This window comes from Streptomyces sp. NPDC051921 (assembly GCF_040680975.1).
Classification (GTDB): Bacteria; Actinomycetota; Actinomycetes; order Streptomycetales; family Streptomycetaceae; genus Streptomyces.
In genome coordinates this window covers 185537-204628 of sequence record NZ_JBFAXU010000002.1, presented here as the reverse complement: position 1 = coordinate 204628, position 19092 = coordinate 185537, and the positions used below count along the sequence as shown (strand labels likewise).

Annotated in this window: 18 protein-coding genes; all 18 read left to right on the top strand. The window is 70.3% G+C overall.

Going from position 1 to position 19092, the window contains the following annotated elements:
- Nucleotides 1-9 precede the first annotated feature (9 nt).
- The 18 genes from lysA (at nt 10) to AB0M16_RS03505 (ending at nt 19041) form a co-directional block, all read left to right on the top strand.
- Nucleotides 10-1401, top strand: coding sequence for a diaminopimelate decarboxylase (gene lysA / locus AB0M16_RS03590; RefSeq protein ID WP_365338293.1), 1392 nt, complete (start codon nt 10-12; stop codon nt 1399-1401).
- Nucleotides 1402-1597: 196 nt separating this feature from the next.
- Nucleotides 1598-2890 carry a homoserine dehydrogenase gene (locus AB0M16_RS03585; RefSeq protein WP_365338291.1) on the top strand — a complete coding sequence of 431 codons (1293 nt, stop codon included), beginning with the start codon at nt 1598-1600 and terminating at the stop codon, nt 2888-2890.
- A gap of 7 nt (nt 2891-2897) precedes the next feature.
- Nucleotides 2898-3968, top strand: coding sequence for a threonine synthase (thrC, locus tag AB0M16_RS03580; protein ID WP_365338289.1), 1071 nt, complete (start codon nt 2898-2900; stop codon nt 3966-3968).
- Between the two features lie 265 nt (nt 3969-4233).
- Nucleotides 4234-5151, top strand: a complete 918-nt coding sequence (gene thrB, locus AB0M16_RS03575; protein ID WP_365338287.1) for a homoserine kinase — start codon at nt 4234-4236, stop codon at nt 5149-5151.
- A gap of 426 nt (nt 5152-5577) precedes the next feature.
- The gene (gene rho, locus AB0M16_RS03570; protein WP_365338285.1) at nt 5578-7602 is read left to right on the top strand and encodes a transcription termination factor Rho; all 2025 of its coding nucleotides are present in this window, start codon (nt 5578-5580) and stop codon (nt 7600-7602) included.
- A gap of 208 nt (nt 7603-7810) precedes the next feature.
- Nucleotides 7811-8902, top strand: a complete 1092-nt coding sequence (locus tag AB0M16_RS03565; protein ID WP_365338283.1) for an LCP family protein — start codon at nt 7811-7813, stop codon at nt 8900-8902.
- Between the two features lie 165 nt (nt 8903-9067).
- Nucleotides 9068-9292 (top strand): 50S ribosomal protein L31, encoded by a 225-nt coding sequence (gene rpmE / locus AB0M16_RS03560; protein WP_030761597.1) that lies wholly within the window; start codon nt 9068-9070, stop codon nt 9290-9292.
- A gap of 97 nt (nt 9293-9389) precedes the next feature.
- Entirely contained in the window at nt 9390-10466 is a 1077-nt protein-coding gene (gene prfA / locus AB0M16_RS03555) for a peptide chain release factor 1 (protein ID WP_365338281.1), read from the top strand.
- A gap of 40 nt (nt 10467-10506) precedes the next feature.
- Entirely contained in the window at nt 10507-11352 is an 846-nt protein-coding gene (gene prmC / locus AB0M16_RS03550) for a peptide chain release factor N(5)-glutamine methyltransferase (protein ID WP_365338279.1), read from the top strand.
- A 34-nt stretch (nt 11353-11386) separates the two neighbouring features.
- Complete coding sequence (locus AB0M16_RS03545) at nt 11387-12034, top strand: L-threonylcarbamoyladenylate synthase (RefSeq protein ID WP_365338277.1); 648 nt, start codon at nt 11387-11389, stop codon at nt 12032-12034.
- Nucleotides 12035-12062: 28 nt separating this feature from the next.
- A complete protein-coding gene (locus AB0M16_RS03540; RefSeq protein ID WP_365338275.1) occupies nt 12063-12716 on the top strand; it encodes a protein-tyrosine-phosphatase in 654 nt (217 codons plus the stop codon).
- Nucleotides 12717-12917: 201 nt separating this feature from the next.
- The gene (glyA, locus tag AB0M16_RS03535; protein ID WP_365338273.1) at nt 12918-14165 is read left to right on the top strand and encodes a serine hydroxymethyltransferase; all 1248 of its coding nucleotides are present in this window, start codon (nt 12918-12920) and stop codon (nt 14163-14165) included.
- Nucleotides 14166-14272: 107 nt separating this feature from the next.
- Complete coding sequence (locus AB0M16_RS03530; protein ID WP_365338271.1) at nt 14273-15607, top strand: MraY family glycosyltransferase; 1335 nt, start codon at nt 14273-14275, stop codon at nt 15605-15607.
- Between the two features lie 262 nt (nt 15608-15869).
- Nucleotides 15870-16283, top strand: coding sequence for a hypothetical protein (locus tag AB0M16_RS03525; RefSeq protein ID WP_365338269.1), 414 nt, complete (start codon nt 15870-15872; stop codon nt 16281-16283).
- A 225-nt stretch (nt 16284-16508) separates the two neighbouring features.
- Nucleotides 16509-17318 (top strand): F0F1 ATP synthase subunit A, encoded by an 810-nt coding sequence (gene atpB, locus AB0M16_RS03520; protein ID WP_365338267.1) that lies wholly within the window; start codon nt 16509-16511, stop codon nt 17316-17318.
- A gap of 90 nt (nt 17319-17408) precedes the next feature.
- Nucleotides 17409-17642: an ATP synthase F0 subunit C gene (gene atpE, locus AB0M16_RS03515; RefSeq protein WP_010474382.1), complete on the top strand. Its 234-nt coding sequence runs from the start codon at nt 17409-17411 to the stop codon at nt 17640-17642.
- 41 nt (nt 17643-17683) lie between these two features.
- Nucleotides 17684-18229 (top strand): F0F1 ATP synthase subunit B, encoded by a 546-nt coding sequence (locus tag AB0M16_RS03510; protein WP_365338264.1) that lies wholly within the window; start codon nt 17684-17686, stop codon nt 18227-18229.
- A complete protein-coding gene (locus AB0M16_RS03505) occupies nt 18226-19041 on the top strand; it encodes a F0F1 ATP synthase subunit delta (RefSeq protein ID WP_365338262.1) in 816 nt (271 codons plus the stop codon). Before AB0M16_RS03510 ends, AB0M16_RS03505 begins: the two co-directional genes overlap by 4 nt.
- Nucleotides 19042-19092: the final 51 nt, after the last annotated feature.

Sequence of the window (19092 nt, the reverse complement as noted above, 5' to 3'; positions counted from 1 at the left end):
ACGCAGACCATGAGCCGTTCCGCACACCCCGCCGGGCCCCGTCACGCCGATGTCCTTCCCGAGGGGCACTACTCCGCCCCGCCCGCCGACCTCAACCGTCTCGACCCCAAGGTCTGGGCGCGGACCGTGCAGCGGGGCGAGGACGGGGTCGTGACGGTGGGCGGGCTCCGCGTCACCGAGCTGCGTGAGCAGTTCGGCACGCCCGCGTACTTCCTCGACGAGGACGACTTCCGGGCCCGCTGCCGCGCCTGGGCCGAGGCCTTCGGGCGCGATGCCGACGTCTTCTACGCGGGGAAGGCGTTTCTTTCGCGGGCCGTCGTCCGGTGGCTGAAGGAGGAGGGGCTCAATCTCGACGTCTGTTCGGGTGGCGAGCTCTCCACCGCGCTCTCCGCCGGCATGCCGCCCGAGCGCATCGCCTTCCACGGCAACAACAAGTCCGCCGAGGAGATCCAGCGGGCCGTCGAGGTCGGCGTCGGGCGGATCGTGCTCGACTCCTTCCACGAGATCGTCCGGGTGGCTCATGTCGCCCAGTCGCTCGGGAAGCGGCAGCGGGTGCAGATCCGGGTGACCGTCGGCGTCGAGGCGCACACGCACGAGTTCATCGCCACCGCCCACGAGGACCAGAAGTTCGGCATCGCCCTCGCCGGGGGGCAGGCCGCCGAGGCCGTGCGGCGGGCGCTGTCCCTCGACGGGCTGGAGCTCATCGGGATCCACTCGCACATCGGCTCGCAGATCTTCGACATGGCCGGCTTCGAGGTGTCCGCGCGGCGTGTCGTGCAGCTGCTCGCCGAGGTGCGCGACGAGCACGGGGTCGAGCTGCCCGAGATCGACCTCGGGGGTGGGCTCGGGATCGCCTACACGAGCGACGACGATCCTCGCGAGCCGCACCACATCGCGAAGGCGCTCAGCGAGATCGTGACGAGGGAGTGCGAGGCCGCCGGGCTCCGTACGCCGCGCATCTCCGTGGAGCCCGGGCGCGCCATCGTCGGGCCCACCGCGTTCACGCTGTACGAGGTGGGGACCGTCAAGCCGCTCGAGGGGCTGCGTACGTACGTCTCCGTCGACGGCGGCATGTCGGACAACATCCGCACCGCGCTCTACGACGCCGAGTACAGCGTCGCGCTGGTCTCGCGTACGAGTGACGCCGAGCCCATGTTGTCCCGTGTCGTCGGCAAGCACTGCGAGAGCGGCGACATCATCGTGCGCGACGCTTTCCTGCCCGCCGACGTCGCGCCCGGCGATCTGATCGCCGTGCCGGCCACCGGGGCGTACTGCCGCTCCATGGCGAGCAACTACAACCACGCGCTCCGCCCGCCCGTCGTGGCCGTGCGGGACGGCGAGGCGCGGGTCGTCGTGCGGCGCGAGACGGAGGAAGATCTCCTGCGTCTCGACGTCGGGTGACGAAATAGTCCAGCGACGGAATAGCCGAGTGATGGAATTCGTGTCTCACGATTCGGACTCATGGGGGAATCCTCCGTCCGGTGAGTGAGACTGGTTCCCACCGTGGGGCAATCGGGGATCCTCCCGCTCCCGGGGACCGTGGAAGAGCGACCGTGGACGTGGTCCACGGGTCGAGTCGTGCGAGAGACGAGGTCGGATGATGCGTACGCGTCCGCTGAAGGTGGCGCTGCTGGGCTGTGGAGTGGTCGGCTCAGAGGTGGCGCGCATCATGACGACGCACGCCGACGACCTCGCCGCGCGCATCGGCGCGCCGGTCGAGCTCGCCGGCGTCGCGGTCCGCCGGCCCGACAAGGTCCGCGCGGGCATCCCGGCGGAGCTGATCACCACCGACGCGACCGCCCTCGTCAAACGCGGGGACATCGACGTCGTCGTCGAGGTCATCGGCGGCATCGAGCCCGCCCGCAGCCTGATCACCACCGCCTTCGAGCACGGCGCCTCCGTCGTCTCCGCCAACAAGGCGCTGCTCGCACAGGACGGCGCGAGCCTCTATGCCGCCGCCGACGAGCACGGGCAGGACCTCTATTACGAAGCCGCCGTGGCCGGAGCGATTCCGCTGATCCGGCCGCTGCGCGAGTCGCTCGCCGGCGACAAGATCAACCGGGTGATGGGCATCGTCAACGGCACGACGAACTTCATCCTCGACAAGATGGACTCCACCGGCGCCGGCTATCAGGAGGCCCTGGACGAGGCCACCGCGCTCGGCTACGCCGAGGCCGACCCGACCGCCGACGTCGAGGGCTTCGACGCCGCAGCCAAGGCCGCCATCCTCGCCGGGATCGCCTTCCACACCCGCGTACGCCTGGACGACGTGTACCGCGAGGGCATGACCGAGGTCACCGCGGCCGACTTCGCCTCCGCCAAGCAGATGGGCTGCACCATCAAACTGCTCGCGATCTGCGAGCGGGCCGCCGACGGCGAGTCCGTCACCGCGCGCGTGCACCCGGCGATGATTCCGCTCAGCCACCCGCTCGCCTCCGTCCGCGAGGCGTACAACGCGGTGTTCGTCGAGGCGGAGGCCGCCGGGCGGCTCATGTTCTACGGCCCCGGCGCCGGCGGCTCGCCGACCGCCTCGGCCGTTCTCGGCGACGTCGTCGCCGTCTGCCGCAACCGTCTCAACGAGGCGACGGGCCCCGGCGAGTCCGCGTACACCCAGCTGCCCGTGAGCCCCATGGGTGACGTGGTGACGCGGTACCACATCAGCCTCGACGTGGCCGACAAGCCGGGCGTCCTCGCCCAGGTCGCGACGGTCTTCGCCGAGCACGGCGTATCCATCGATACGGTGCGCCAGCAGGGCAAGGACGGCGAGGCCTCCCTCGTCGTCGTCACCCACCGCGCGCCCGACGCCGCCCTCTCCGGGACCGTCGAGGCGCTGCGCAAGCTCGACACCGTGCGCGGTGTCGCCAGCATCATGCGTGTTGAAGGGGAGTAAAGGACCCATGACCAGCAAGGGCACCCACCAGTGGCGCGGCATCATCGAGGAGTACCGGGACCGCCTTCCGGTCACGGACGCGACGCCGGTCGTCACGCTTCGTGAGGGCGGTACGCCGCTCGTCCCCGCTCAGGTCCTGTCCGAGCGCACGGGCTGCGAGGTGCACCTCAAGGTCGAGGGCGCCAACCCCACCGGCTCCTTCAAGGACCGGGGCATGACCATGGCCATCTCCAAGGCCAAGGAGGAGGGCGCGCAGGCCGTCATCTGCGCGTCCACCGGCAACACCTCCGCCTCCGCCGCGGCCTACGCCGTGCGCGCGGGCATGGTGTCGGCCGTGCTCGTCCCGCAGGGCAAGATCGCGCTCGGCAAGATGGGCCAGGCCCTCGTGCACGGCGCGAAGATCCTCCAGGTCGACGGCAACTTCGACGACTGTCTGACGCTGGCCCGGGCGCTCTCCGAGAACTACCCGGTGGCGCTGGTCAATTCGGTGAACCCGGTTCGTATCGAGGGCCAGAAGACCGCCGCCTTCGAGATCGTGGACATGCTGGGCGACGCCCCCGACATCCACGTCCTCCCGGTCGGCAACGCCGGCAACATCACGGCCTACTGGAAGGGCTACCGGGAGTACGCCGCGGACGGCGTCGCCACCCGTACCCCGCGCATGTGGGGCTTCCAGGCCTCCGGCTCCGCGCCGCTCGTGCGCGGCGAGGTCGTGAAGGACCCGTCGACGATCGCCACCGCGATCCGGATCGGCAACCCGGCCTCCTGGGACTACGCGATCGCCGCGCGCGACGAGTCCGGCGGCTTCATCGACGAGGTGACGGACCGTGAGATCCTGCAGGCGTACCGCCTGTTGGCCGCCCAGGAGGGCGTCTTCGTCGAGCCGGCCTCGGCCGCCTCGGTCGCCGGTCTGCTGAAGGCCGCCGCGCAGGGCAAGGTCGACCCGGGCCAGACCATCGTCTGCACGGTCACCGGCAACGGCCTCAAGGACCCCGACTGGGCCGTCGCGGGCGCCCCGCAGCCGGTCACCGTCCCGGTCGACGCCGCGGCCGCCGCCCAGCGGCTCGGTCTGGCCTGAAACAGCTCAACGCCTCGCCGTTCCTGATCTAGAGTCAAACCCGATCAGGAACCTACATAGGCGCACAGGTTGGCGCGCGACACGCATCGTGCGCCTCCTGTGCGCCCTATGTCGCCACAGAACCTTCCTTCGATAGGCTGTACCGAACCCGCCCCGCCGCATATGCGCGGTGTCGTTGCCGTCGTCGCCCGTGAGGCGCGAACGGCCCCCGGGTTCCACGTACTTCCTTCGAGCCACCCCGCAAGTCAAGGAGAGTCATCGAGCGATGGCCGGTCCCGCCTTCCGCGCCGCCGCCGTACGGGTGCGCGTTCCCGCCACCAGCGCCAACCTCGGCCCGGGCTTCGACGCCTTCGGCCTGTCGCTGGGGCTCTACGACGACGTCGTCGTCCGGGTCGCCGACTCCGGGCTGAACATCGACATCGCCGGAGAGGGCGCCGACAACCTTCCCCGCGACGAGAGCCACCTGCTCGTCCGCTCGATGCGTACGGCCTTCGACCTGCTCGGCGGGCAGCCGCGCGGCCTCGAGGTCGTCTGCGCCAACCGCATCCCGCACGGCCGCGGCCTCGGCTCCTCCTCCGCCGCCATCTGCGCCGGCATCGTCGCCGCGCGCGCCGTGACCATAGGCGGCGACGCGAGGCTCGACGAGGCGGCCCTGCTGGAGCTCGCCACCGAGATCGAGGGCCACCCCGACAACGTCGCCGCCTGTCTGCTCGGCGGCTTCACCCTCGCCTGGACCGAGGCCGGGGCCGCGCGGGCGATCAGGATGGACCCCTCCGATTCCATCGTTCCGGTGGTTTTCGTGCCCGGGAAGCCCGTACTGACCGAGACCGCCCGCGGGCTGCTCCCGCGCAACGTGCCGCACGTGGACGCCGCGGCCAACGCCGGCCGTGCCGCCCTGCTCGTCGAGGCGCTGACCCGCCGCCCCGAGCTGCTGCTCGCGGCCACCGAGGACCGGCTGCACCAGGAGTACCGGGCGCCCGCGATGCCCGAGAGCATCGCCCTTGTGAACCGGCTGCGGGCGGACGGAGTGCCCGCGGTCATCTCCGGGGCGGGCCCCACGGTGCTCGCGCTGGCGGAGCCGGGGCAGGCCGACAAGGTCGCCCTCCTTGCGGGCGAGGGCTGGGCCGCGAACCGGCTCGACCTCGACGTGTCGGGTGCGAGCGTGCTGCCGCTGGCGCCCTGACGGGCCTCCCGCACGGTCCCTCCGAGCCGGGGACCGTGCGGACACGAGATTGCCGGTGACGGAGAGGGGGAATGTTTGTTGGAGCCGGTAGTGTTAACCTCAAGTCAGCACCCGACGCCTTTGTGGCGCGGTGCTGAGTGTCCCCATCCGGGACCACCAATTCTTCCGGGAGCCTCCTCCACTGCCTGAGCAGCCTGCCTGAGCAGTTTCGAGCACGCTCCGGAACCGGCACGACACCCCTCGCCTTTCTTCCTGCGTGAGGGCCGAGCAGGGGGCGCTCGGGCCGGACCCACAGCATTTCTCCCTCTTCCGCCGCACCCGGCGGGACCACCGCCCCGACACGGTCCACCAAGCAGGGCCGCTGCCGGACAGCACAACCGGTCGCCGAGCCAGATGGCCGACGTCCGCTCCAGGGAAGGACCCTTCGTGAGCGACACCACCGATCTGATGGGCGTGACTGCCGACAACAGTGTCGACAACGCCGCGCCCGCCGCAGGTGCTGCCACCGGCACCACCGCACGGCGCCGCCGCTCCGGCACCGGCCTCGAGGGCATGGTCCTGGCCGAGCTGCAGCAGGTCGCGTCCGGCCTCGGCATCAGGGGCACCGCGCGGATGCGCAAGAGCCAGCTGATCGAGGTCATCAAGGAGGCGCAGGCCGGCGGCTCCGCCGCGCCCGCCGCCAAGTCCGGCGACGCCGCCGCCGAGACCAAGCCGAAGCGCCGCGCCACGTCCAAGGCGCGTACGGCCGACACCGCGGCCGAGGCCGCGCCGAAGGCCGAGAAGGCCGAGCCGGTGGCCCAGCAGCAGATCGAGATCCCGGGCCAGCCGGCCTCCGACGACGCCCCCGCCGGTGAGCGCCGCCGTCGTCGCGCCACCGCCCCCGCCGGCTCGCCGGAGGGCGCGGAGCCCAAGGCCGAGGCCGCGCAGGCGGTCAAGACCGAGGCCCGTACCGAGGTCAAGACCGACACGCAGGCCGACACCAAGGCCGAGGGCGCCGTCGACACCGCCGAGGGCCGCGGCCGCCGTGACCGCGGCGAGCGGGGCGAGCGCGGTGACCGCCGCGACCGCCGTGACCGTCAGCGCGACCGCGGCAAGGGCGACGACCAGCAGGGCGGCGGCCAGGGCGGCCAGCGCAAGGAGCGCCAGGGCCAGGGCCAGGGCGCCCAGGGACAGCAGGGCGGCCAGCAGGCCGGACCGCTGGACGACGACGACTTCGAGGGCGGCCGCCGCGGCCGTCGTGGGCGCTACCGCGACCGTCGCGGGCGTCGCGGCCGTGACGACTTCGCCGCCGGCGAGCCGCAGGTCTCCGACGACGACGTGCTGATCCCGGTCGCGGGCATCCTCGACATCCTCGACAACTACGCGTTCATCCGGACCTCCGGCTACCTGCCCGGCCCGAACGACGTGTACGTCTCCCTCGCCCAGGTCCGCAAGAGCGGTCTGCGCAAGGGCGACCACGTCACCGGTGCCGTGCGCCAGCCGAAGGAAGGCGAGCGCCGCGAGAAGTTCAACGCGCTGGTGCGCCTCGACTCGGTCAACGGCATGGCGCCGGAGTCCGGTCGCGGCCGCCCCGAGTTCAACAAGCTCACCCCGCTGTACCCGCAGGACCGCCTCCGTCTGGAGACCGACCCGGGCGTGCTGACCACGCGGATCATCGACCTCGTGTCGCCGATCGGCAAGGGCCAGCGCGGTCTGATCGTGGCCCCGCCGAAGACCGGCAAGACCATGATCATGCAGGCGATCGCCAACGCGATCACCCACAACAACCCCGAGTGCCACCTGATGGTCGTCCTCGTCGACGAGCGTCCGGAAGAGGTCACCGACATGCAGCGGTCGGTGAAGGGCGAGGTCATCTCCTCGACCTTCGACCGCCCGGCCGAGGACCACACCACGGTCGCCGAACTGGCCATCGAGCGCGCCAAGCGCCTCGTGGAGCTGGGTCACGACGTGGTCGTCCTGCTCGACTCCATCACCCGCCTGGGCCGCGCGTACAACCTCGCGGCGCCGGCCTCCGGCCGCATCCTGTCCGGTGGTGTCGACTCGACCGCGCTCTACCCGCCGAAGCGCTTCTTCGGTGCCGCGCGCAACATCGAGGACGGCGGTTCGCTGACCATCCTGGCCACCGCGCTGGTCGACACCGGCTCGCGCATGGACGAGGTGATCTTCGAGGAGTTCAAGGGCACCGGCAACATGGAGCTCAAGCTCGACCGGAAGCTCGCCGACAAGCGCATCTTCCCGGCCGTCGACGTCGACGCCTCGGGTACGCGCAAGGAGGAGATCCTGCTCGGCAGCGAGGAGCTCTCCATCACCTGGAAGCTGCGCCGGGTGCTGCACGCGCTCGACCAGCAGCAGGCGATCGAGCTGCTGCTCGACAAGCTCAAGCAGACGAAGTCGAACGCCGAGTTCCTGCTGCAGATCCAGAAGACGACGCCCGGCGGCAACAACGACTGACGCCGAGACGTCGGTCACAGGGCGAGAGGCCGAAGCCTGACCTCGTAACCTCGCTGTGACCTGCGCAAACGACTGCGCCCACCGTGCCCCGCACGGTGGGCGCAGTCGCGTTACGGGCCGCTGTCCGTCGAAACCTCACAGGCCCCCATGCAACCCTTTCGGGTGCTTCGCCGTCACACAAGGTGAACCATAGGGCTGAGGGAAGACGATGACCGAGCAGAACAAGAGCGGCCGAATACGGGCCACCGGCCGCCGCCGCAAGGCGCCCGCCAAGGGCCGCCGCGAAGTGACCGCCGCGGCCTGGGGCGCCGCCGTGCTCGTCCTCGTCGGCGGCTCCGGACTCGGTTACGTCTACTTCAAGCTCAACGGCAACCTCAAGAGCGTCGACATCAACGGGCAGCTCGGCAAGGACCGCCCGGAGAACATCGACAACGGATCGATGGACATCCTCGTCCTCGGCTCCGACTCCCGCTCCGGCGCCAACGCCGAGTACGGCAGGGACGAGGGCGCCGCCCGCTCCGACACCGCGATGGTCGTCCACGTCTACGAGGGCCACAAGAAGGCCTCCGTGGTCTCCATCCCGCGCGACACCCTGATCGACCGCCCCGCGTGCACCGACGGCAAGGGCGGCAAGGTCGCCGCCGAGCAGCGGGCGATGTTCAACACGGCGTACGAGGTCGGCGGGCCGGCCTGCGCGGTCAAGACGGTCGAGGCGATGTCCGGCATCCGCATGGACCACTACATCGAGGTCGACTTCACCGGCTTCAAGAAGCTCATCGACGAGCTCGGCGGCGTCCGGATCACCACCAGCAAGGCCATCAAGGACTCCAAGAGCCACCTCGACCTCGAACCGGGCACCCACACCCTCGACGGCGAGCAGTCCCTCGGCCTCGTCCGCACCCGCAAGAGCGTCGGCGACGGCAGCGACCTCGGGCGCATCCAGCTCCAGCAGGCCTTCATGAAGGCCTTCATCGAGCAGGTGAAGAGCATCGGCGTCTTCTCCGACCCCAAGAAGCTGCTCGACCTCGCCGACACCGCCACCAAGGCCATCACACCGGACTCCGAGCTCGACTCCGTCAACGAGCTCATGGGCTTCGCCAAGGGGCTCTCCGGCATCGGCGCCAAGGACGTGCACATGGTGACCCTGCCCGTGGAGTACGACCCGCGGGACCCGAACCGCGTCGTTCCCCTGGAGGCCCAGGCGAAGCAGGTCTGGACGGCCCTCGAGGCGGACCGGCCGATCCCCGCGTCGGCCACCAGGAACGCGGCCACCGGCCAGGCCCAGGGCCTCGTGAAGTAGCCCGGAGGCGTTCCAGGACCCGCCCCGGAGCAGTCAGGAATAGTTCCGGCCCGACCCCGGTTTTGGGAGATGCGGCCGGTCCTGGCAGACTGGTACGTCGGCCCCGGTTCACGCATGTGCATCCCGCACGGGCGACCCGGAGCCCTCCCGGAACTAGGAGACACCTTGAAGCGCGAGATCCACCCCGAGTACGTCGAGACCCAGGTCAGCTGCACCTGTGGCGCGTCGTTCACCACCCGCAGCACCCTCACCGAGGGCACCATCCGTGCCGAGGTCTGCTCCGAGTGCCACCCGTTCTACACGGGCAAGCAGAAGATCCTCGACACCGGCGGCCGCGTCGCCCGCTTCGAGGCCCGCTTCGGCAAGGCTGCCGGCTCCGCCAAGAAGTAGCGAGCCACTGCGCCGGTCGTCGGCTGCCCCTGTGCGGGGTGGCCGGCACCGGCGCTTTGCCGTCCCGTAGCAACTTACGAAAACCCAGGAGCCCCCGATGTTCGAGGCGGTCGAGGAACTGGTCGGCGAGCACGCCGACCTCGAGAAGAAGCTCGCCGACCCTTCGGTCCACGCCGACCAGGCAAACGCGCGCAAGCTGAACAAGCGGTACGCGGAGCTGACCCCGATCGTCGCCACCTACCGCTCCTGGAAGCAGACCGGTGACGACATCGAGACGGCGCGCGAGCTGATGCACGACGACCCCGACTTCGCCGCCGAGGTCAAGGAGCTGGAGAAGCAGCGCGAGGAGCTGACCGACAAGCTGCGGCTGCTGCTCGTCCCGCGCGACCCCAGCGACGACAAGGACGTCATCCTGGAGATCAAGGCCGGCGCCGGCGGCGACGAGTCCGCCCTGTTCGCCGGTGACCTGCTCCGCATGTACCTGCGCTACGCCGAGCGCGTCGGCTGGAAGACCGAGATCATCGACTCCACCGAGTCCGAGCTCGGCGGCTACAAGGACGTCCAGGTCGCCGTGAAGACCAAGGGCGGCAACGGGGCCACCGAGCCCGGCCAGGGCGTCTGGGCGCGACTCAAGTACGAGGGCGGGGTGCACCGCGTGCAGCGCGTGCCCGCCACCGAGTCGCAGGGCCGCATCCACACCTCCGCGGCCGGTGTGCTCGTCACGCCGGAGGCCGAGGAGGTCGACGTCGAGATCCACGCGAACGACCTGCGCATCGACGTCTACCGCTCGTCCGGCCCCGGTGGCCAGTCCGTCAACACGACCGACTCCGCCGTCCGCATCACGCACCTGCCGACCGGCATCGTCGCCTCCTGCCAGAACGAGAAGAGCCAGCTCCAGAACAAGGAGCAGGCCATGCGCATCCTCCGCTCCCGGCTGCTCGCCGCCGCGCAGGAGAAGGCCGAGGCCGAGGCCGCCGACGCCCGCCGCAGCCAGGTCCGCACCGTCGACCGCTCCGAGAAGATCCGGACGTACAACTACCCGGAGAACCGCCTCTCGGACCACCGCGTCGGCTTCAAGGCGTACAACTTGGACCAGGTGCTCGACGGCGAGCTCGACGCGGTCATCCAGGCCTGCGTGGACGCCGACTCCGCGGCCAAGCTCGCCGCGGCGTAACACCCCCGTACAGCCCCCACCCGCACCACGGAGGACCAGCGTGAACCTGCTGCTTGCCGAGGTGGCCCAGGCCACCCAGCGGCTGGCCGACGCCGGCGTTCCCTCACCGCGTTTCGACGCCGAGGAGCTCGCCGCGTTCGTGCACGGCGTCAAGCGGGGGGAGCTGCACAACGTCAAGGACGCGGACTTCGACGCCCGCTACTGGGAGGCCATCGCGCGCCGCGAGGCGCGCGAGCCGCTCCAGCACATCACCGGCCGGGCGTTCTTCCGCTACCTGGAGCTGCAGGTCGGCCCCGGCGTCTTCGTGCCGCGTCCCGAGACCGAGTCGGTCGTCGGCTGGGCCATAGACGCCGTACGGGCCATGGACGTCGTCGAGCCGCTCATCGTCGACCTGTGCACCGGCTCCGGCGCCATCGCGCTCGCCATGGCGCAGGAGGTGCCGCGCTCGCGCGTGCACGCGGTGGAGCTCTCCGACGACGCGCTGGTGTGGACCCGGAAGAACGCCGAGGGCTCGCGCGTCACCGTCCACCAGGGCGACGCGCTGAGCGCGCTGCCGGAGCTCGACGGGCAGGTCGACCTGGTCATCTCCAACCCGCCGTACATCCCGCTCACCGAGTGGGAGTACGTCGCGCCCGAGGCCCGCGACCACGACCCGGAGATGGCCCTGTTCTCCGGCGAGGACGGCCTCGACACCATCCGGGGCATCGAACGCACCGCGCACCGGCTGCTGCGGCCCGGCGGGCTCGTCGTCATCGAGCACGCGGACACCCAGGGCGGCCAGGTGCCGTGGATCTTCAACGAGGAGGCCGGCTGGGCTGACGCCGCCGACCACCCCGACCTGAACAACCGGCCGCGCTTCGCGACCGCCCGCAAGGCCACACCATGACCAGGCACGACGTGTACGAGGAGGACCGGGACTGATGGCTCGGCGATACGACTGCAACGAGGCGACGGACCGGGCGACGGGTCTGCGTGAGGCCGCGTCCGCCGTACGCCGCGGCGAGCTGGTCGTGCTCCCCACCGACACGGTGTACGGGATCGGGGCGGACGCCTTCAGCTCGGAGGCCGTCGCGGACCTCCTCGCCGCCAAGGGGCGGGGCCGCAACATGCCCACGCCCGTCCTCATCGGCTCCCCGAACACCCTCCACGGCCTGGTCACCGACTTCTCCGAGATGGCGTGGGAGCTCGTCGACGCGTTCTGGCCGGGCGCGCTGACGCTGGTGGCCAAGCACCAGCCCTCGCTCCAGTGGGACCTCGGGGACACCCGCGGCACCGTCGCGATCCGGATGCCCCTGCACCCGGTCGCGATCGAGCTGCTCACCGAGGTCGGCCCGATGGCCGTCTCCTCGGCCAACCTGACCGGGCACCCGTCGCCGGAGGACTGCGACGCGGCGCAGGGCATGCTCGGCGACTCCGTCTCCGTGTACCTCGACGGCGGCCCGACGCCCGGCATCGTCCCCTCGTCGATCGTCGACGTGACGGGCAAGGTGCCGGTGCTGCTGCGCGAGGGCGCGCTGTCCGCGGAGGAGCTCCGGAAGGTGGTACCCGACCTCGAGGTGGCCCCGTGAGCGGAGCGAACAACCGAGGACTGGCACAGTGACCGTCCCTGAGGGGCGTGGCATAGCGGGGCACGAGCACGACGGCAGTACCTTCCGCATCCTCCACGTCAGCACCGGCAACGTCTGCCGCTCGCCGATCACCGAGCGGCTGACCCGCCATGCCCTGATCGACCGCCTCGGGGACCCCCTGGGCGGCGGTCTGATCGTGGAGAGCGCGGGCACCTGGGGGCACGAGGGCGCCCCGATGGAGACCAACGCGGAGCTGGTCCTCGCGGACTTCGGCGCGGACTACAGCGGCTTCATGGGCCGCGAGCTCCTCGACGAGCACGTGATCCGCGCCGACCTGGTCCTCACCGCGACCCGCGACCACCGCGCGCAGGTCATCTCGATGGGCCACTCGGCGGGTCTGCGCACCTTCACCCTGAAGGAGTTCACCCGCCTCGTCCGCGCGATAGACCCCGCCACGCTCCCCGACCCGCGGGGCGCCCACGGCACGGTCGACCGCGCCCGCGCCCTGGTCCGCGCGGCCGCCGCTCTACGCGGGTGGCTCCTGGCCCCGTCGGCGGAGGCGGACGAGGTGAACGACCCGTACGGCGCCCCGATCACGTTCTTCCGCTCGATCGGCGACGAGATCCAGCAGGCACTGGATCCGGTGGTGACGGCGCTTACGGGGGTACAGGCCCGACGCTGACGGCGCTTACGGGGGTACAGGCCCGACGCTGACGGCGCTTACGGGGGTACAGGCCCGACGCTGACGGCCCCTGTGGGGGGCTGTCGGCGGTCTCGGCGGGGTTTCGGGGGTGGGTTGGTCCGGGTGGACCACTGGGGGAGCGGGGGCGGCTCTGCGTGCCTACAGTGGGTTTCTGGTCATACTCACCGCACGGAGTGCCCCATGCCGGTCACCGCGCCTCCCGAAGACGAGCTCGACGTACTGCGCCGCCAGGATCCCGAGGTTGCCGATGTGCTGCTCGGGGAGGCGCGGCGGCAGGGGGACAGCCTGCAGCTGATCGCAGCGGAGAACTTCACCTCGCCGGCGGTGCTCGCCGTGCTGGGGTCGCAGCTGGCCAACAAGTACGCCGAGGGGTACCCCGGGGCGCGCTACCACGGCGGCTGCGAGTACGTCGACGCCGCCGAGCGGATCGCGGTGGAGCGGGCGACCGCGCTGTTCGGGGCCGAGCACGCGAACGTGCAGCCGCACTCCGGTTCCTCCGCCGTGCTCGCCGCCTACGCCGCGCTGCTGCGCCCCGGGGACACCGTGCTCGCCATGGGGCTCGCGTACGGAGGGCACCTGACGCACGGCTCGCCCGCGAACTTCTCGGGGCGCTGGTTCGACTTCGTCCCGTACGGCGTCGACGCGGAGACCGGGCTCGTCGACTACGAGCAGGTCGCCGCGCTCGCGCGGCACCACCGGCCCAAGGCGATCGTGTGCGGGTCCATCTCGTACCCGCGGCACCTGGACTACGGGATCTTCCGTGACATCGCCGACGAGGTCGGGGCCTATCTCATCGCCGACGCCGCACACCCTCTCGGGCTCGTGGCCGGGGGCGCGGCGCCCAGTCCCGTTCCGTACGCGGACGTCGTCTGCGGCACCACCCACAAGGTGCTGCGCGGTCCCCGCGGCGGGCTGATCCTGTGCGGGTCGGAGCTCGCCGAGCGGGTGGACCGGGCCGTGTTCCCGTTCACCCAGGGCGGGGCGCAGATGCACACCATCGCCGCCAAGGCGGTGGCCTTCGGCGAGGCGTCCACTCCCGCCTTCACCGCGTACGCCCATCAGGTGGTGGAGAACGCCCGCGTGCTCGCCGCCGCGCTCGCCGCCGAGGGCTTCGCGCTGACCACGGGCGGGACGGACACGCATCTGATCACCGCCGATCCCGCGCCGGTCGGGGTCGACGGACGGGCCGCCCGCGCCCGGCTCGCCGCCGCCGGCCTGGTGCTCGACACCTGCGCGCTGCCGTACGGGGACGGGCGGGGCATCCGCCTCGGCACGGCGGCCGTCACGACGCAGGGCATGGGGGCGCCGGAGCTGGCGCGGATCGCCGCGTTGTTCACCGCCGCGCTGCGGGACGACGCGGAGGAGACGGCGCGGGTACGCGCGGAAGTACGCGACCTCGCCGGGCGATTTCCCCCGTATGGACGGTAAAACGGCGGCCTCCGCAACCGTTCGCGGCACCCGGATGTCCTCAAGCATGGGGACGGCCCGGCTAGGGTGTGGGGCTGAGATGGCCAGCGATTCCTGTGGGGCAGCCCGTGCGTGATTACCTGCTGACGCTCTGTGTCACGGCCGCGGTGACCTATCTGCTGACCGGTCCGGTGCGGAAGTTCGCCATCGCGACCGGGGCGATGCCGGAGATCCGTGCCCGCGACGTACACCGAGAACCGACTCCGCGGCTCGGTGGCATCGCCATGTTCTTCGGCCTGTGCGCGGGACTGCTCGTCGCCGACCACCTGCAGAACCTCAACAGTGTCTTCGAGCTGTCCAACGAGCCCCGCGCGCTGCTCTCCGGCGCCGCGCTGATCTGGCTGATCGGCGTCCTCGACGACAAGTTCGAGCTGGACGCGCTGATCAAGCTCGGCGCGCAGATGATCTCCGCCGGCGTGATGGTGATGCAGGGTCTGACGATCCTGTGGCTGCCCATCCCCGGCGTCGGCACGGTCGCCCTCACCCAGTGGCAGGGCACGCTGCTCACCGTCGCCCTGGTCGTCCTCACCATCAACGCCGTGAACTTCGTCGACGGCCTCGACGGCCTCGCCGCCGGCATGGTGTGCATCGCCGCCGCCGCCTTCTTCCTCTACGCGTACCGGATCTGGTTCGGCTACACGATCGAGGCCGCCGCGCCCGCGACCCTGTTCGCCGCGATCCTCATGGGCATGTGCCTGGGCTTCCTGCCGCACAACATGCACCCGGCGCGGATCTTCATGGGCGACTCGGGCTCGATGCTGATCGGTCTGATCCTCGCCGCCTCGGCCATCTCCATCACGGGGCAGGTCGATCCGGACGCGCTGAAGATCTTCGAGGGCTCCACCAAGGCGGCCACGCACGCGGCCCTTCCGGTCTTCATCCCGCTGGTGCTGCCGCTGACCATCATCGCGATCCCGATGGCCGACCTGGTGCTCGCGATCGTGCGCCGTACGTGGAAGGGCCAGTCGCCGTTCGCCGCGGACCGCGGCCACCTGCACCACCGGCTCCTGGAGATCGGGCACTCGCACAGCCGTGCGGTGCTGATCATGTACTTCTGGTCCGCGCTCATCGCCTTCGGCACGCTGGCCTACTCGGTGCACTCGACGTCGATGTGGATCGTCCTCGCCGTGGTCTTCCTGAGCGCGGTCGGTCTGGTGCTGCTCCTGCTGCCGCGGTTCACCCCGCGCGCCCCGCGCTGGGCCGAGGCGGTCGTTCCGCCGCGCTACCGGCGCCGCAAGCCGGCTCCAGAACCGGAGCCGGTCGTCGGGGAGGGGAAGGCCGTCGAGGAGGATCTGGCCGCCGAGGAGGAGAAGGTGCCCGTCCCGGCCGGGGTCAACGGAGCGACCGCCATCGGTCATCGTTCGCGGTTCTCCGACCGGAGTAAGGCCGGGGCGCGAGGTTGACGAAAGCCTCATCGGGGGCCAATACCAGACAACCTGCCTCGCTGTCGTGCACACACGCGCGGACTCACTCTCACGTGTGAGAGTTGGCACACCCCCCGAGTAAAGACCTATTCAAATAGTTTGTGATACGGTTCACGAGACCCGGCGACAGTGCCGAAGGACCGTAGTGCGACGGTCCGTTGGCCCCGAGACCCACCTCGGACCGGGCTTACGCTCGTCCATGACGACACCATCGCCCCCTCCAGCAAGCGGAGACACCGCCATGCCGTCCAACGACGCACGCACCCTGCTGCACACCGCAGTCCCCACCGCCGCCGTAGGCGCCATCGCCACGGTCGTCAGCGGTGTGGTCGCCGGTGGCAAGGGGGCGCTCGGCGCCGTCGTCGGCACCGCGGTGGTCCTTCTCTTCATGGGCATCGGGCTGGTGGTTCTGCAGCGGACGGCGAAGAAGCTTCCGCAGCTGTTCCAGGCCATGGGGCTGATGCTCTACACGGCCCAGCTGCTGGTGCTCTTCATCTTCCTGGCCTTGTTGAAGGACACCTCGGCGTTCGACTTCAAGGCCTTCGCCTTCACGCTGCTCGCTACGACCATCGTGTGGGTCGCCGCCCAGGCCCGGGCCTATATGAAGGCCAAGATCATGTATGTCGACCCCGAGAACACGGGGCCGAAGTCGTGAAGGGTAGGGCCGGGATAAAGACGCGTTCGGCTTCCTGCTATCGTCCGGTGCCAACTGCGGCACTGCGGGCGCGGGCATCCGAAGCGGCGCCTGTCCCAGCGCGAGGCTCGATGCCGAACCGCCGCCCCCTTATCCGTAAGACCAGTCCAGTGCCGACCCGCGGCTGCGTGCCGCGCCGACACAACGAGGTTGCCGTACCTATGCGCCACGCTGAAGGAGCCCGCGGTGAGTGCTGACCAGACGCTTGCCTTCGACCCGGATTGCCACATCTTCACCGGATGTGGCTTCCCGGCGCCGGGCCTGCACACGTTCATGTACGAGCCCATCTTCACCGTGGGCAGCTTCGAGTTCACCAAGCCGATGCTGCTCGCCATCCTGGGCTCGATCGTGGTCGTCGGCTTCTTCTGGGCCGCGTTCAACAAGCCGAAGCTGATCCCCGGCAAGATGCAGATGGTCGGCGAGGCCGGCTACGACTTCGTCCGCCGCGGCATCGTCTACGAGATCATCGGCAAGAAGGACGGCGAGAAGTACGTCCCGCTGATGGTGTCGCTGTTCTTCTTCGTCTGGATCATGAACCTGTGGTCGATCATTCCGGTCGCCCAGTTCCCGGTCACCTCGCTGATCGCCTTCCCGGCGGCCCTCGCGCTGATCGTCTACGTGCTCTGGATCTCGCTGACCTTCAAGAAGCACGGCTTCGTGGGCGGCTGGAAGAACATCGTCGGCTACGACAAGTCGCTCGGCCCGATCCTTCCCCTGGTCGTCGTTCTCGAGTTCTTCTCGAACCTGCTCATCCGGCCCTTCACGCACGCGGTCCGACTGTTCGCGAACATGTTCGCCGGTCACCTGCTGATCGTGATGTTCTCGCTGGCCACCTGGTACCTCATGAACGGCATCGGCTTCGTCTACGCCGGCGCCTCCTTCGTGATGGTCATCATCATGACCGCCTTCGAGCTCTTCATCCAGGCCGTCCAGGCGTACGTCTTCGTCCTCCTGGCCTGCAGCTACGTCCAGGGCGCGCTCTCCGAGCACCACTGAGCCGGCCCGGCCAGCAGCACCACCCCCCTTACCAACAGTCGTCCGGTGGCCAACCCCCACCGGGTCCTTGAAAGAGAAGGAAGAACCGGCATGTCCGCTCTCGAGACTCTCGCCGCCGTCAACGGAAACGTCGCCTCCATCGGCTACGGCCTCGCGGCCATCGGCCCCGGCGTCGGCGTCGGCATCATCTTCGGTAACGGCACCCAGGCCCTCGCCCGTCAGCCCGAGGCGGCCGGCCTGATCCGTACCAACCAGATCATGGGTTTCGCCTTCTGTGAGGCGCTCGCCCTCATCGGCATCGTCATGGGCTTCGTCTACAAGTAAGCCGGACCGACAGCCCGACCCTTTTTACGGAAGGCACTGATGTGAACGCTCTGCTTCTTGCGGAAGCGGCGGAGGAGCAGCCTCCGCTCATCCCGCATCTCGACGAGCTCGTCATCGGCCTGATCGCCTTCGTCATCGTCTTCGGATTCCTCGCCAAGAAGCTCCTCCCGAACATCAACAAGGTTCTGGACGAGCGCCGTGAGGCCATCGAGGGTGGCATCGAGAAGGCCGAGTCGGCCCAGATCGAGGCTCAGAGTGTGCTGGAGCAGTACAAGGCTCAGCTCGCCGAGGCCCGCCACGAAGCCGCGCGTCTCCGCCAGGAGGCGACGGAGCAGGGCACCGCGATCATCCAGGAGATGAAGGCGGAAGGCCAGCGCCAGCGCGAGGAGATCGTCGCCGCCGGTCACGCCCAGATCGAGGCCGACCGCAAGGCCGCGTCCGCCGCGCTGCGTCAGGACGTCGGCAAGCTCGCCACGGACCTGGCCGCGAAGCTGGTCGGTGAGTCCCTCGAGGACCACGCCCGCCAGAGCCGCACCATCGACCGCTTCCTCGACGAGCTCGAGGAGAAGGCCGAGGCCGTCCGATGAACGGAGCGAGCCGCGAGGCACTGGGTGCCGCACGCGAGGCCCTCGACGCGCTGACCGACAACACGTCGGTCGACGCGGCGAAGCTCGCCGGTGAGCTGGCCGCGGTCACCGCACTGCTCGACCGCGAGGTGTCGCTGCGCCGGGTCCTGACCGATCCCGCGCAGTCGGGCGAGGCCAAGGCCGAGCTCGCGCAGCGACTCCTCTCGGGCCAGGTCGGCGGCGAGACCGTCGACGTGGTGTCCGGGATGGTGCGCTCCCGCTGGTCGCAGTCGCGTGACCTGGTGGACGGCGCCGAGGAGCTGGCGAACATCGCCGACCTCACCGCCGCCCAGAAGGCGGGCGTCCTCGACGACGTCGAGGACGAGCTGTTCCGCTTCGGCCGGATCGTCTCCTCCAGCCCCGAGCTCCGCTCGGCGCTGACGGACAAGACCGCGAAGGCCGCCGCCAAGGGCGAGCTGCTGCGCAGCCTGCTGGGTGGCAAGGCCAACGCCGTCACCGAGCGTCTGGTCGTCCGTCTGGTGACCCAGCCGCGGGGACGTAGCCTGGAAGCGGGACTCGAGTCCCTGTCCAAGCTCGCCGCGGCGCGCCGGGACCGCATGGTCGCCGTCGTCACCTCGGCGGTGCCGCTGAGCGACGCACAGAAGCAGCGCCTCGGCGCCGTGCTGGCCAAGCTGTACGGCCGCCAGATGCACCTGAACCTGGACGTGGACCCCACGGTCCTCGGCGGGATCACGGTGCGGGTGGGCGACGAGGTCATCGACGGCACCATCGCCGAGCGCCTCGACGAGGCGACGCGGCGACTGGCCGGCTGACCTCGGCCACAACTCAAAAAGCATCACCAGCGGCCCGGTTGGGCCGTGCAG